The sequence below is a fragment of the Blochmannia endosymbiont of Camponotus pudorosus genome (genome assembly GCF_059934925.1).
Genome location: NZ_CP011793.1, coordinates 473,811 through 489,025 on the forward strand (window position 1 = coordinate 473,811; position 15,215 = coordinate 489,025).

13 protein-coding genes are annotated in these 15,215 nt (G+C 25.7%); 9 read left to right on the forward strand and 4 right to left on the reverse strand.

Going from position 1 to position 15,215, the window contains the following annotated elements:
• Nucleotides 1–195 precede the first annotated feature (195 nt).
• A complete protein-coding gene (locus Bpudo544_RS02175; RefSeq protein ID WP_500825129.1) occupies nt 196–921 on the reverse strand; it encodes a TonB family protein in 726 nt (241 codons plus the stop codon).
• A 268-nt stretch (nt 922–1,189) separates the two neighbouring features.
• On the opposite strand from Bpudo544_RS02175, the gene cls reads away from it, so the two are divergent.
• Nucleotides 1,190–2,674 (forward strand): cardiolipin synthase, encoded by a 1,485-nt coding sequence (cls, locus tag Bpudo544_RS02180; protein WP_500825130.1) that lies wholly within the window; start codon nt 1,190–1,192, stop codon nt 2,672–2,674.
• A 186-nt stretch (nt 2,675–2,860) separates the two neighbouring features.
• Here cls and Bpudo544_RS02185 read toward each other — a convergent pair whose 3' ends face one another.
• Nucleotides 2,861–3,442 carry a thymidine kinase gene (locus tag Bpudo544_RS02185; protein ID WP_500825131.1) on the reverse strand — a complete coding sequence of 194 codons (582 nt, stop codon included), beginning with the start codon at nt 3,440–3,442 and terminating at the stop codon, nt 2,861–2,863.
• 760 nt (nt 3,443–4,202) lie between these two features.
• On the opposite strand from Bpudo544_RS02185, the gene xthA reads away from it, so the two are divergent.
• The 7 genes from xthA to minE all read left to right on the forward strand — a co-directional run bounded on the left by xthA (nt 4,203) and on the right by minE (nt 10,850).
• Nucleotides 4,203–5,006: an exodeoxyribonuclease III gene (xthA, locus tag Bpudo544_RS02190; protein ID WP_500825132.1), complete on the forward strand. Its 804-nt coding sequence runs from the start codon at nt 4,203–4,205 to the stop codon at nt 5,004–5,006.
• A 122-nt stretch (nt 5,007–5,128) separates the two neighbouring features.
• The gene (gene sppA / locus Bpudo544_RS02195; protein ID WP_500825643.1) at nt 5,129–6,997 is read left to right on the forward strand and encodes a signal peptide peptidase SppA; all 1,869 of its coding nucleotides are present in this window, start codon (nt 5,129–5,131) and stop codon (nt 6,995–6,997) included.
• Nucleotides 6,998–7,174: 177 nt separating this feature from the next.
• Nucleotides 7,175–8,182, forward strand: coding sequence for a type I glyceraldehyde-3-phosphate dehydrogenase (gene gap, locus Bpudo544_RS02200; protein WP_500825133.1), 1,008 nt, complete (start codon nt 7,175–7,177; stop codon nt 8,180–8,182).
• A 187-nt stretch (nt 8,183–8,369) separates the two neighbouring features.
• Nucleotides 8,370–8,915 (forward strand): disulfide bond formation protein DsbB, encoded by a 546-nt coding sequence (dsbB, locus tag Bpudo544_RS02205; RefSeq protein ID WP_500825134.1) that lies wholly within the window; start codon nt 8,370–8,372, stop codon nt 8,913–8,915.
• Between the two features lie 112 nt (nt 8,916–9,027).
• On the forward strand, nt 9,028–9,741 hold the full coding sequence (gene minC / locus Bpudo544_RS02210; RefSeq protein WP_500825135.1) for a septum site-determining protein MinC: 714 nt from the start codon (nt 9,028–9,030) through the stop codon (nt 9,739–9,741).
• A gap of 12 nt (nt 9,742–9,753) precedes the next feature.
• Complete coding sequence (gene minD, locus Bpudo544_RS02215; protein ID WP_500825136.1) at nt 9,754–10,584, forward strand: septum site-determining protein MinD; 831 nt, start codon at nt 9,754–9,756, stop codon at nt 10,582–10,584.
• Nucleotides 10,584–10,850 carry a cell division topological specificity factor MinE gene (gene minE / locus Bpudo544_RS02220; RefSeq protein WP_500825138.1) on the forward strand — a complete coding sequence of 89 codons (267 nt, stop codon included), beginning with the start codon at nt 10,584–10,586 and terminating at the stop codon, nt 10,848–10,850. Before minD ends, minE begins: the two co-directional genes overlap by 1 nt.
• Nucleotides 10,851–10,949: 99 nt before the next feature.
• Here the strand turns inward: minE and tsaB are convergent, their stop codons facing one another.
• A complete protein-coding gene (tsaB, locus tag Bpudo544_RS02225) occupies nt 10,950–11,621 on the reverse strand; it encodes a tRNA (adenosine(37)-N6)-threonylcarbamoyltransferase complex dimerization subunit type 1 TsaB (RefSeq protein ID WP_500825140.1) in 672 nt (223 codons plus the stop codon).
• A gap of 325 nt (nt 11,622–11,946) precedes the next feature.
• On the opposite strand from tsaB, the gene pabB reads away from it, so the two are divergent.
• Nucleotides 11,947–13,329, forward strand: a complete 1,383-nt coding sequence (gene pabB / locus Bpudo544_RS02230) for an aminodeoxychorismate synthase component I (protein ID WP_500825142.1) — start codon at nt 11,947–11,949, stop codon at nt 13,327–13,329.
• A gap of 50 nt (nt 13,330–13,379) precedes the next feature.
• Here pabB and Bpudo544_RS02235 read toward each other — a convergent pair whose 3' ends face one another.
• Complete coding sequence (locus tag Bpudo544_RS02235) at nt 13,380–14,945, reverse strand: TerC family protein (protein WP_500825143.1); 1,566 nt, start codon at nt 14,943–14,945, stop codon at nt 13,380–13,382.
• Nucleotides 14,946–15,215: the final 270 nt, after the last annotated feature.

Sequence of the window (15,215 nt, forward strand, 5' to 3'; positions counted from 1 at the left end):
TTTCTTCAACACACTTTAATTTTTAAATATAATGAATATACATACATTACATTTATACATATTTAATACCATTCTATAAAATAATATAAATTATTTGAAAATTAAAACTCATATAAATTATGAGATTAATTTTGATGATACATGATAATTTTATAATTTAATTTTATGAAATACATTTATTTATCATTACCATAGCTACTTTTGTTTATTTTTAATTATCTGCACTGAATTTAAAGAAAATTTAAAAATAATAGTTAAATCTTTTTTTGGTTTTTTTATTTCATATACCCAACGATACATAGCAATTTTAATACTTTTTTCAAATACTCCAGGAGGTACAGCAGATAATATACGTATTTTTTTAACTCTTCCCCTTGTATCTATATCATACATAACTATTACACTTCCCTCTATTCCTAATATTTTTGCATTCTGAGGATATTCAGGATATATACATCTCATAGGAGAAAAATAGGATTTAGATGATGCTTTACCAATACTATTAGTATTAAGATTACTAATATCACATTTCTTCAAACAAGAATTACTATCATTATATATTTTGTTATCATTTTTTTTATTCATATAAACATCATTTTCTATATCATTTATTGGCTCTTTAAGATTTTCTAATATTCTATTTGATAAAGAAGATGGTACTGTAGGTTCTATATGTTGTTTAAGAACAGACAGTGATTCAGATGTTTCCAGTAACTTTTTATCAGTCTGTAATGTTTTATTTGTTATAATATTATTAGCAGAAGATAATATTGTAGTTGTCATGTAGTGACGTTTTTTATGAAAGTCATCACACTCTATTGGATCAAAATATATATGATAAAACATAATTATAATTATAAAAAAAACATGTAAACTACACGATAACACAATAGAAAAAATTGCAGGAATAGTTATTTTCAATAAAATACCTTACTTTTCACATAATCACAATAACACAATGAATTGATAAAAATTAATTCATAATATATTCCTTAATATTTAATTACATGTATTATTACATTTACCAGTATAAAAATATAATTTTTATTAAATATACATTTAAATTTTAAATAAAAATATAAATAAAAAATATACATTTAATTAAAAATCCGCATACAGTACCACTAAATATAATTAATTAACAATTCAAATTAATTATTAAATGGAGTTAACAATAAATATAACATTAATGATTTACAATATTTTTAATTATACTTTAATACTTGGATATTGGGGATTAACTATCCTAGTGACTATTAGAGTCTTATTAAAACGTCGAGCTGTGCCATCATTTATGGCTTGGTTATTAATAATCTATACTTTACCTTTAATTGGAATTATCATGTATTTACTATTTGGAGAGCCTAATATCGGTAGAAAACGATTACACAGAAGTAAAATAGCATGGTCATCCAGTATCTTTCATATAAAAAAACTTAAAAAATATTACAAAGAGATATTTTACAGCCAAAATAGCGATATCGCTTCTTCTTTATTCAAATTATGTAAACATCGACAAGGCATAGGAGCTTTACAAGGCAATCAAATACGATTATTTAAAAAAATTGATGATACTTTAATATCTTTAATTCAGGATATTGAATTAGCTCAACATAGAATTGATATGGTATTTTATATTTGGGAGCCCGGTGGATTAGTAGATTACATTTCCAGTAAATTAATCATAGCTGCTCAAAGAGGTATCCAATGTCGTTTAATTTTAGATTCTGCCGGTTGTATAAAATTTTTTAAAAGCTCATATCCTAAAATATTACAACAAGCTGGAATAAATATCGTAGAAGCATTACACATTAGTTTGCTACGAATATTTTGGCGTCGAATGGATCTAAGACAACATCGTAAAATGATATTAATTGATAATCATATTGCATATACAGGAAGTATGAATATGGTAGATCCTAACTTATTTAAACAAAATGTTGGTGTTGGACAATGGATTGATATTATGATTCGTATAGATGGACCTGCAACCTCAGCTATGGGAATAATTTTTGCATTTGACTGGGAAATGGAAACAGGAGAACATATTATGCCACATCTAATAACTCCAACTCACTTAACAAAGAAGCAAACACCTATATCTACCGACCTATTATCAAAAAATAAACACACAATTCAAATTATACCATCCGGTCCAGGATTTCCAGAAGGAATAATTCACCAAGTATTAATTACTTCATTATATAAAGCACAAAAACAACTGATTATCACAACACCATATCTGATCCCTAGCGATGATTTATTATACGCTCTTTGTACAGCTGCACAAAGATCAGTAGAAGTTCATATTATTATTCCAAAGAATAACGATTCTATATTAGTAAACTGGGCTAGCCGAGCTTTCTTCAGTGAATTACTAGATGCAGGCGTTTTTATTCATCAATTTCAAACAGGATTATTACATGTAAAAAGTATATTAATTGATCAACAAATTAGTTTAGTAGGGACTGTAAACTTAGATATACGTAGTTTATGGCTAAATTTTGAAATTACTTTATTAATTGACAGTAAATCTTTTAGCAACGATTTAAAAAAAATACAACAAGATTATATTGCTCATTCCAAATTAATTGACCCTAAAGTATGGGCTAATCGACCATACTGGAAAAGAATCATCGAACGTTTATTTTATCTTTTTAGTCCATTACTATAATTATAATACTTAAAAACATTTAAAATAAAATTCAATTTTTATCATTATTAGTAATTACTTTAAAATATTAGAATTTCATTATATTAAACATTATTCATTAATATCAACAATCATCTGAATACAAAAATAAAACAAATTTATTCTATTATTTAAGATTCATTTAATTTTCATTGAATTTTAGAAAATTTAGACTTTTAATTTTTCAAAAAAATGTTTACGACATACTGAAATATAATTTTTATTAGTACCAATCATTATTTGATCTCCTTCTTTCATTATAACACCCTGATTATCTATTCTTAAAACTCTATTAGCTTGACGTCCACAATAACAAATAGTTTTTAATTCAATTAATTTATCTGCCCATGCTAATAACCATAAACTTCCTGAAAATAACTCAGCACGAAAATCCGTTCGTAATCCATAACATAACACTGGTATATTTAAAATATCTACTACCTTAGTTAAACCAAATACTTGATTACGACTAAGAAAATGACATTCATCTATTAAAACGCAATGAATATTTTTTCTTTTTAATATTACTGATATTTGTTCAAAAAAATCTGTGCTATCACTAAAAGTGTTTGCACAATCAGTTAATCCAACCCGAGATTTAATATATTGATGATCAGTTTTTTCAGAATTTATTTTTACGGTATATAATAAGGTATGCATTCCACGTTCTTGGTAATTATAAGAAGATTGCAATAATGCAGTAGTTTTACCCGCATTCATTGCAGAATAATAAAAATATAGTTTTGACATATACAAACTACTCCAATTAAATTTTCAATAATTATTAGATCAAATATAATATAATTATTAATATTTAAAAATTAATATAAACAATTTACACATTACTGAGATAATATATGACATAAATATAAAATGTTTTATAAGCACATAATAATTTATAAAAATAAACATAATTTTTCTTTCATTCTTTTAAAAAAGCATGTTATATCATAAAGACTTATATATGAAATATACATATAAAATTCATATAAGATATTACAAATAAAACATATCATATGTTTAATTTTGTGTTATCATAATCTTTGTTAATCAACAATACATCAAAAACAATCCCAATAAAAGAAATATTAAATGTTTAGTGTATAGTATACACATACATATATTTTAAAAACTAACACTCAAAAATATATTCTTAACAAATAAGAAATAAAAAATTTGTTACTGAAAAATTCACAATAAATCTACAGAAAAAATAAAATTATTATCATTCATCAAAATAATAAAATAGACAAATTTCTATATTTACATGGCGATAATTAAATTTTATTAATTATTTTAAAAATATGATGTTATTAGTATTTTCAAAATAGATTTCTACATACTGTAATAATTTATAAAAAATTAAAATAATTAATAATATCAAAACAATAATTTTTTGTAAAAACATTGAATTAATTTAAATAATTCATGTATACTTCCGATAAAGCGACAAATAATTTTGTTTACTAAATATGTATAATATTAAATACTACAATATAAATTTAAACGTATGAGATTCGTTTCTTTTAATATTAACGGATTAAGAGCTCATATGCATCAACTTGATGAACTTATAAATAAATTACAACCTGATGTTCTTGGATTACAAGAAATCAAAGTGCATAATGATTTCTTTCCTATAAAGACTTTAAATAAATATGGGTACCATATTTATTACAATGGTCAAAAACAATATTATGGAGTAGCATTATTTCTAAAAAATCTACCAATCCTGGTAACTAAAGGGTTTGAATTTAATCCTGATCTATATCAAACAAGAGTAATTACAGCTAAGATTATGACATCAATAGGATCATTAACAATAATAAATGGTTATTTTCCACAAGGAGAAAATAACCGATCTTATAAATTTATTTACAAGAAACAATTTTATAAAAATTTTAAAAATTATATAAAAGATGTTTATAACAATAAATCATTATTGCTCATCATGGGAGATATGAATATTAGCCCTACCGATTTAGATATAGGTATTGGAAAAAAAAATAAAGATCGATGGATAAAATTAGGTAAATGCGCATTTCTTCCAGAAGAAAGACAATGGATCAACGATCTATTTGATTGGGGTTTGATAGACATTTATCGAAAAACACATCCATATCAAAACAAGAGTTATTCTTGGTTTAGTTATCAGTCCAATGGATTTAAAAAAAACAGAGGATTACGTATTGATTTAATATTAGTCACTTCACCACTAGCTTCTTTACATACATACAGCGACATCAATTACGAAATTCGAAGTATGTCACATCCTTCCGATCATGCTCCAATATGGTCAGATTTCAATATTTAATATCATAATCCTTCCTGTTTAATAAATAAAGTAAATATAAATTAACACAGTTATTGTAATATAATATCAATTCATATTTATCAATCTTTATTGTACAATAATACTATATAATTGGAGTGACTATGAAAATTGTATGGAAAATTATTTATAAAATATTAAAATTTGCTATTAATATATTAAACACAATACGAGTTACTATATTAAATGTCCTATTATTAATTTTCATAATTATTGGAATAGGCATATATTTTCATATAAAATATACTAAATATCCTACAACACCTTCTGCTTTAATACTAAATTTAACTGGAATAATTGTAGATAAACCAGTTACGTGTACGAAATTTCAAAAAATTAGCAAACAACTACTAAATATTAATCAATCTAACATACAAGAAAATTCATTATTTGATATAATACACATTTTAAGACAAGCAAAAAATGATAAAAACATTACAGGACTAATTTTATTATTAAAAAATTTTTCTGGAGGAAGTCAATCATCATTAGAATATATCGGTAAAGTACTATGTGAATTTAAAAATACTGGAAAACCTATTTATTCAATCTCTGATCATTATGATCAAATCCAGTATCTCCTCGCTAGTTATGCAAATAAAATCTATATTACTCCGCAAGGTGGAGTAGATTTAAGAGGTATTTCTACTTATAAATTATACTATCAATCATTATTAAAAAATCTAAAAATTAATACACACGTTTTCAGAGTTGGTTCTTATAAATCAGCAGTAGAACCTTTTATTAGAAATAATATGTCTCCACAAGTACGTCATGAAGAAAGTATATGGATTAATCAACTATGGGATCAATATTTAAAAACAATTTCTATCAATCGAAATATGACGAAACAACAAATTTTTCCAGGAATTAACAAAATATTAAATGAATTACACGAAATTCAAGGAAATACAGCGTATTATGCACTACAAAAAAAATGGGTAGATGAAATTTCATCTTACTCTGAAATAGAGAATATAATGAAAAAAAAATTTGGCACAAACAAATACAATACTTCATTTAATGCAATTAATATGTATGATTACCACCTTAAAACATCTATCGTAAATACAAATAATAATAATCAAATAGCAATAATTTGCATTCAAGGCGCTATCATACATGGAAATAATAATACTTCTGATACAATAGGAGGAGATACAATAGCTCGAAAAATTCGTAATGCACGATTTAACCCTAAAGTTAAAGCTGTAATACTTCGAATTAACAGCCCTGGTGGTAGTGTACAAGCATCAGAGTTGATTAGACAAGAAATAATAGCGACTAGAGATTTTGGCAAACCTGTTATTGTTTCCATGGGAAATGTAGCAGCATCTGGAGGATATTGGATATCAACTCCAGCTAACTTTATTATTGCAAGTAACAGCACCCTCACCGGATCTATAGGTGTTTTTGGTATTATTAATACATTTGAAGAATCTCTTGATGCTATTGGCATCCATAACGATGAAGTAAATACTTCTCCTATAGCAAATCTTTCTGTTACTAAAGCTTTACCTGAAGAATTTAAAAACATGATGCAATTATATGTTGATTCAAGTTATCAATACTTCATAAAAACCGTTGCTAAATTCCGTTGTAAAACAATAATTGATATTGATCATATAGCCCAAGGACACATATGGCTTGGATACGATGCTATTAAGAATGGTTTAATAGATAAAATTGGAGATTTTGATGACGCAATTAATAAAGCAGCAGAATTAGCTAATTTAACGGAATATCAATTAAATTGGTATGAAGATAAAACAAATTGGATAGATATCATTATACAACAAGCAGATAAATTTATTTATTATATATTTTCAAACTTATTAAATCATTATATTTTATTTAATAATCTTGAAAAATTTAATAAAATTAATTATAATGGTGGTAATGATTTAAGTTTTATATGGAATGATCCGAAGCACTGTTATGCAATTTGTTGTAATTATGTACATTACAACTAGAACAGTTTTAATGTACAATCTGTTATACCATAACAAAATAAGTCTGCAAAAAATAAAGATAATGAAATAATTAAATAATTCTTTTAAAATAACTCAATAATTAATATTAATTATTGAGTTATTTGGATATACAAAATAATTGTATTTTTTAACAATTAAAAATAGGAGCATACATATATGATTACTAGAATTGGAATCAACGGTTTTGGTAGAATAGGACGTGTTATTTTCAGAGCTGCTCAAGAACGTGACGATATTAATGTTGTAGCCATTAACGATTTATTAAACATAGAACATATAGAATATATGTTAAAATATGATTCTACCCATGGAAAATTTAATGGAAATATTAAATCATATGACGATCATTTACTAATAAACAATAAAATCGTACATTATACTTCTGAAAAAAATCCAAACAATTTGTATTGGAAAAAATTTCAGGTCGATGTTGTAATTGAATCTACAGGAATATTTTTAACTAGACAACATGCTGAAGGTCACATAAAATCTGGAGCTAAAAAAGTAATATTAACAGCTCCTCCAAAAGATAATATTCCAATGTTTGTTATGGGAGTAAATAACCATTTATATCAAGGTGAAGCAATAATTTCTAATGCATCCTGCACTACAAATTGTTTAGCTCCTATAGCAAAGATAATACATGATAATTTTGGTATTATTGAAGGTTTTATGACTACTATTCACGCTGTTACTGCAACGCAGAAAACAGTAGATTCTCCAATAAATAAAGATTGGAGAAGTGGTCGAGGAGCTTACCAAAATATTATTCCATCTTCTACAGGTGCAGCGCAAGCTTTAGGAAAAATAATAAAAGAATTAGATGGAAAATTAACTGGAATGGCATTTAGAGTGCCTACATCAAACGTATCCGTAATTGATTTGACTGTACGTTTGGAACAATCTACATCTTATCAAGAAATTTGCGATGCAATTAAATTGGCCTCTGAAAGTTCCTTTAAAAACATTGTAGGATATACTGATGAAAATGTAGTATCTAGTGATTTTAATGGAGAAAAATTAACTTCTGTTTTTGATGCTAAAGCTAGTATGTTATTAAATAATCGATTTGTTAAACTAATATCTTGGTATGATAATGAAACAGGTTACTCTAATAAAACAATAGACTTAAGCTCCTATATTATAAATATTCCTACTTTTTAACAAAAAGTATAGTAAGAAGAGTTTATGTGTTTTTAAATTTAATATAATTATTAATTTACATGAAACTAATTTATTAGTCTAAAATAAAATAACAATAGTTATTGTGAATATATATATTAAATTAATAATTATATTGCTATATATATTTTGTAACTATTAATTTTTAATCCTCTGAGAAAATATTATTATGTTTCATAATCTTTATATATTTTCTAAATCTAGAAAATGCTGGATTTTTTTAATATACAGTATCATTGGATTAATAAGTATAGCTTTATGTGAACAATATTTTTTTGAATTAAAACCTTGTATATTATGTATTTACCAAAGATGCGCGTTAATAGGAATAGCAATTTCCGGAATTATCGGGATTATTTCTCCCAATACTTTTATATTTAGACTTTTTGCTATAGCAATATGGTTTTATAGTGCTTATAAAGGTTTATTTTTTTCTATAAAACATATAAACATAGTTTTATATCCTGCTCCATTTCTTACATGTGAATTATTTATTTCATTTCCTAATTGGTTACCATTACATAAATGGTTTCCTATTATGTTTAATACAGACGTAGGAGACTGTTCTGCATATACATGGAATTTTTTTGCATTAGAAACATCACAATGGATGCTTTTAATTTTTATTAGCTATTTACTTATAGTATTATTTATAATAGTCTCTCATCTTATTTATATGTATAAATATACCAGCATATCACCACGGAGTAATTAATCAATTAATGTATTTGAATTATAAATAAAAATTATATATATTGTTGTACAAAGATTAAAAATATGGTGAAAAACTTTATGTAATCACTCATTCCTTACATCACATTAACAAAATGTCACAGATTGTTTCTATTGATTTACAAGGAAGTAATTTCACATTATTGGTAATTCATGTACGTACTACGTGTACGTCAAAAATTCGTGTAGAATTGATGAAAAAAATAAAAGAATCTCCAAGTTTTTTTTCTAAAAAAACCCCAGTTATCATTAATGTATCTAATATTAAACAAAGTTCCGATTGGTTTAATTTATATCAAACAATATCAGAAGTTGGATTATTTATTATGGGAGTTTGTTGTTGTTATAATGATCAATTAAAAAAAATAATTACACAAAGTGGTTTACCTATATTAACTAAAGGTAGTACTATAATAAACTATAAAAAAAACTATAATTCTAAAATAGAAGAACATAATAACAATTATTCCTTATTAACTTTAAAAACTCAAATCATATATAAACCAATACGTTCTGGGCAACAAATTTATGCTCGTAATAGAGATTTAATCATTATCTCTAATGTTAGCTCTGGAGCTGAAGTTATTTCCGATGGTAATGTTCACATTTATGGTGCTATGAGAGGTAGAGTGCTAGCCGGAGCTTCAGGATATGAAGACTCTCAAATTTTTTGTAGTAACTTATCTCCAGAACTCGTATCGATAGGGGGATATTATTGGTTAATAGATCAAATTCCACAAGAATTTTTAGGTAAATCAGCAAGGTTTTATTTAAAAAATAATACTCTTGGCATTCAACACATTCTATAATGGTATTTTATTATGACTCGAATAATAGTAATTACATCAGGAAAAGGGGGGGTAGGTAAAACAACATCAAGTGCTGCTATTGCTACAGGTTTAGCAATGAATGGTAAAAAAACTGTTGTTATTGATTTTGATATAGGATTACGTAATTTAGATTTAATTATGGGTTGTGAACGAAGAGTAGTCTATGATTTTATTAATGTAATTCAAGGGGAATCTACCTTACATCAAACATTAATTAAAGATAAACATACAGATCATTTATACATACTTCCTGCATCTCAAACACGAGACAAAAGTTTTTTAACTCGTATTGGTGTAGAAAATATATTAAATAGTCTAATTAAAAAAATGAATTTTGAATTTATAATATGTGATTCTCCAGCAGGAATAGATAGCGGAGCTTTAATGGCTTTATATTTTGCTGACGAAGCAATTATTACCACCAATCCTGAAGTATCTTCAGTACATGATTCAGATCGTATCTTAGGAATTTTATCTTCTAAATCTAAACGAGCTGAAAATTCAATAGAAAACATAAAAGAACATTTACTACTCACTCGATATAACCCTATTAAAGTAAAACAAGGAGATATGCTTAGTCTGCAAGATGTTACTGAAATTTTAAGAATTCCACTATTAGGAGTTATTCCAGAAGATTCATTAGTATTAAAAGCTTCTAATCAAGGAACACCAGTAATTTTAAACCATTTATCTTCTGCAGGACAAGCTTATTCAGATACTGTAAACAGATTATTGGGAAAATCTTGCCCTATGAGATTTATTAAAGAAAATAAACAAGGATTCTTAAACCGTTTTTTTAAAAGGAGATACAAAAAAATCTAATGATTACTTTAACAAATTTTTTTTCAAGAAAAAAAAACTTAAATACAGCTAATATTGCTAAAGAAAGATTACAAATTATTATTACCGAACACAGAATGAAAAAAAAATTTAATTTTTATTTTTCATCACAATTTAAGCATGAATTACTGCAAATAATCCATAAATATATGCAAGAACCACAAATAATGTCGATAAGACTACAAAAAAAAGATGAAAATACATCTATTTTAAAACTAAACATATTACTTGAAAATAAAAAAATATAAATTATTATGATAATATCATATTTTAATCAATGCATAAAAAAAAGTATATTATACTACATAAGTGTCAATGATTTTCAAATTACATATTATATAATCCAATTAATAAATTGGATTAACCTGATCAGGAGTAAGTATTTTCTCCATTTTCCAAGAATGTTCGCCTAATAATAGCATATCATGAGCTTCAGGTAACATAATTTTTTTTAAAACAATTTTATCATTTTTATTAATACAATACTGCAACTGTTGACAATCACTCCATCCTGTTCCCACAATCATCCACTTATCTGTTAGGGTATTATTAATTATATTCCTTGCAACCTGCAACGTAATAAGATACTCATCATTTTTACAAACCCAAATATTATTACAATTATTATATAAATAACGCGCCCAATATAATTTGTTCATACGCGCATTAATAGTCGCTATAATGTTTTTAACAGAGAAAATTCTCCAAGCTTTTTGAGCAAGTACTGCTAAAGAAGAAACTACTACTAACGGTAAATTTGCTCCTACAGATAATCCCTGAGCAACACTTATTCCAATTCTTACCCCAACAAAATTTCCAGGACCCTGATCAAATACAATACAATCAAGAGACTGTAATGAAACACCAGAATCAATTAATAATTTATCAATCATAAATAGAATTTTTTCAGCATGAAATCGAGGAGTTAAAACACTATAATCATATATCTTTTGATCAATCATTAAAGCAACTGAGCATAATTCAGTTACAGTATTAAATGCTAAAATTCGAATAGACATATTTATTAACTATTATTTCATAATATATATGATATTAAAACCTATTGATAACAGTAATAACATATTATATATAAAGTTATAATCACTAATATAAAATATGTTTATAATTATATATCAAATAAATTTAAATATAATTAAATACACATATACTATAATACTAAACACAAAAATCACATCTGTATTTTTATTGATATTATCTTTAATATATTATAACATGAAGGTACAGCTAAGATAGTATTTTATTTATTTCTATTTCGTAAAAATCATCTTTTATTATATATACTTTTTAATATATTAATTATTGCAAAACTAACTACTAAATTCAATGGCAATTACTCTCATAAAATTACCTTATCATCCTAACGCTACACTAAATCTGTTTAACTCATTATCCAATATTCCTTGGTCTATGTTATTGTATTCAGGTCATAATAATAAACATCCCGACGGACGTTATGATATACTAGTAACTAATCCTATAGTAACATTACTTACATACAATAATACTACTACCATTTCATCTAATCAATCCTATACAATTACTCAAGAAGATCCTTTTTTATTATTAAATAAATATATAAAAACATATTCATTACAATCAGACAATAATTATCCTATACCATTTCAAGGAGGATTTTTAGGAACACTTGGATATGATTTAATTAGATATATAGAAAAACTACCAAATTTATCAAAAAAAGACATGTTTCTACCAGACATGGCTTTAGGATTATACAAATGGGCTATAATTTCAGATCATAAATTACTGGTAAATTACTTGGTAACTCATGATCATCCAAATATAATTTTATCCTGGATCAAAAAGCAAAATATATATCATGATCATAATAATCATACAAGATCATTTAAATTATTAAATTCATGGGAAAGTAACATTAGTTACTCTGAATATCTAAAAAAAATACAAATTATTAAAAAAAATCTAAAATTAGGTAATTGTTATCAAATATGTTTAGCTCAACGTTTTTTTGCTCCATATATTGGAAATGAATGGACAATATTTCGGTATTTACTAAACTACAATAAAGTTCCATTTGCTGCGTTTATTCGATTACCAAATAACTCTGCTATATTAAGCTTTTCTCCAGAACGTTTTATACAATTAAAAAAATCAATAATTAAAACTCAACCTATTAAAGGTACATTATTCCGATTAAAAGACAAGCAAGCTGATAAAAAACAAAAACTAAAATTATTGCAGTCTGCAAAAAATCAATCAGAAAATTTAATGATTGTAGATTTATTAAGAAATGATTTGGGAAAGGTATCTATACCAGGAAGTATTCACGTTAATAAGTTATTTGAAATTCAATCATTTTCTAAAATACATCATATGGTCAGTACAATTACAGGAAAACTTGATGAAAAATTTTCAGCCTGGGATTTATTAAAAGCATGTTTTCCAGGAGGATCAATTACTGGAGCTCCTAAAATTCAAGCTATGAAATTCATAGAAGAACTTGAACCTCATCGACGTGGAATTTGGTCTGGAAATATTGGATATTTAAGTTGTTGCGGTAATATGGATACTAATATCATTATTAGAACACTATTATCTGAAAGACAATATCTTTTTTGTTTTGTTGGAAATGGTATTATTTTTGATAGTAGTCAAGAATTTGAATATCAAGAAATGCAAGATAAAATATCAACTTTACTCATGCCTTTAGTAAATAAAAATTATTAAATATTTTTATTTAATGTATATTATTATACATATGATAATGATAATTACAATTAAGATCCACAAGAAACATCATTAACACAATACAAACGCTCTACTTCCACTAATTCAATACGATATTCTATCATCTGTTTAATAACAAAACGCCATTCATTAATTACTAATACATCACCTTCCTTTGGGATATGGTCACAACGTGATAATAATAATCCTGCTAAAGATGCAACATGATCGCATATATCTGCTAAATTATATGTTTTTAATGCTTGTTGTAAAGCATGTAGATCTGTACTTCCCTTAACTAACCAATTTTTTTCATCAATCATTTTGATTTCAGGAGTCTCATCTTCATCAGGAAATTCTCCAGCTATAGCCTCCAACACATCTAAAGGAGTAATTAATCCTTGAATTACTCCAAATTCATTAGAAACAATCACCATACTCCCTTTTGCTCGCCTTAATTCTGTTAATAAATTTAACACATCTAATGTTTCCGGAACTACCACAGGCAAATTTTTAGCAGCATATGTTTCAACTGGTTTTCCCTGAGAAATAGATACCATTAAATCTTTAGCTCGCACAACTCCTATTAATTGATCTAATTCTCCATTGCATACCGGAAACATATTATGAGGAGTATTCGTTAAAACAGAATACAATTCTTGGACTGACTTTCGAGCATCTAGCCATGTAATTTCATTACGAGGAGTCATGATACTACGTAAAGAACGGGATGCTAATGATAATACTCCTGTAATCATATGACGTTCCTCTTCAGCGAACTGAGTTTTTAACGGAAAAATTGGAAATTTTTTTTCTGAAGAATCCCATTTTGATGAAATATTTCCTCCCATTAATTTCATTATTGCTTCAGCAGTACGTTCGCGCATAGATTTATTAGATTGACTCTTCATAAAATTACAATAAGCAATTTGATGAAATGATTCAATCAATATAGAAAAACCAATAGCAACGTATAAATATCCCTTTGGAATATAAAACCCTATTCCTTCAGCCATTAAACTTAATCCAATAATTAATAAAAAACTTAAACATAACACTATCACAGTTTGATGATTATTTACAAAATTTATTAATACACGAGACATTGATAACATTATAATCACTGAAATAACAACAGCTATAATCATTACCGACAAATAATCTACTGTACCGACAGCTGTTATTACTGCATCAAGAGAAAAAATAGCATCAAATACTACAATTTGTATCACTACAATCCAAAAACTAGCATATTCACGATTAGAATGTCGATTATGAACTTTATATTCTAACTGTTGATGCAATTCTGTAGTTGCTTTAAATAAAAGAAACAATCCTCCAAATAATAAAATTAAATCCCGACCAGAAAAATAAAAAGAAGTAATTTTAAACAACGGTTTAGTCAAAGTTGCAATCCATGAAATTAAAGATAATAATGCTATACGCATCATTAATGCTAATGTTAACCCAACAATACAAACATGTTCACGTTGTTTCTTCGGCAACTTATCTGATAAGATAGCAATAAATACTAAATTATCAACTCCAAGTATTACTTCTAATATAACTAAAGTTAAAAATCCTGCCCACATTGATAAATCTGTTAAAAATTCCATAATTATCCCTATTCACAATATCAAACATAAATATATTTCATGGCATATTTACATTTAAAATAATAAAATATACTAATAAATTACTTCATACAGAAATTATGAAAAGTAAAAACTATATATCACTAAATATAATAATCTTATAATAGGATGGGAAGATTGTTCATATCAAACAAAAATATGTAACTAATATAATAAAAATTACTAATGTTATGTTAATGACATGACAATTATAATAGGTATTCATACATTTTTATTACTATAATAAATCAA

What these genes read in the sequence shown, in the direction of transcription:
- cls (WP_500825130.1), top strand. Translation starts at nt 1,190, where the DNA reads ATGATTTACAATATTTTTAATTATACTTTAATACTTGGATATTGGGGA.
- Bpudo544_RS02185 (WP_500825131.1), bottom strand. Translation starts at nt 3,442, where the DNA reads ATGTCAAAACTATATTTTTATTATTCTGCAATGAATGCGGGTAAAACT.
- xthA (WP_500825132.1), top strand. Translation starts at nt 4,203, where the DNA reads ATGAGATTCGTTTCTTTTAATATTAACGGATTAAGAGCTCATATGCAT.
- sppA (WP_500825643.1), top strand. Translation starts at nt 5,129, where the DNA reads ATGAAAATTGTATGGAAAATTATTTATAAAATATTAAAATTTGCTATT.
- gap (WP_500825133.1), top strand. Translation starts at nt 7,175, where the DNA reads ATGATTACTAGAATTGGAATCAACGGTTTTGGTAGAATAGGACGTGTT.
- dsbB (WP_500825134.1), top strand. Translation starts at nt 8,370, where the DNA reads ATGTTTCATAATCTTTATATATTTTCTAAATCTAGAAAATGCTGGATT.
- minC (WP_500825135.1), top strand. Translation starts at nt 9,028, where the DNA reads ATGTCACAGATTGTTTCTATTGATTTACAAGGAAGTAATTTCACATTA.
- minD (WP_500825136.1), top strand. Translation starts at nt 9,754, where the DNA reads ATGACTCGAATAATAGTAATTACATCAGGAAAAGGGGGGGTAGGTAAA.
- minE (WP_500825138.1), top strand. Translation starts at nt 10,584, where the DNA reads ATGATTACTTTAACAAATTTTTTTTCAAGAAAAAAAAACTTAAATACA.
- tsaB (WP_500825140.1), bottom strand. Translation starts at nt 11,621, where the DNA reads ATGTCTATTCGAATTTTAGCATTTAATACTGTAACTGAATTATGCTCA.
- pabB (WP_500825142.1), top strand. Translation starts at nt 11,947, where the DNA reads ATGGCAATTACTCTCATAAAATTACCTTATCATCCTAACGCTACACTA.
- Bpudo544_RS02235 (WP_500825143.1), bottom strand. Translation starts at nt 14,945, where the DNA reads ATGGAATTTTTAACAGATTTATCAATGTGGGCAGGATTTTTAACTTTA.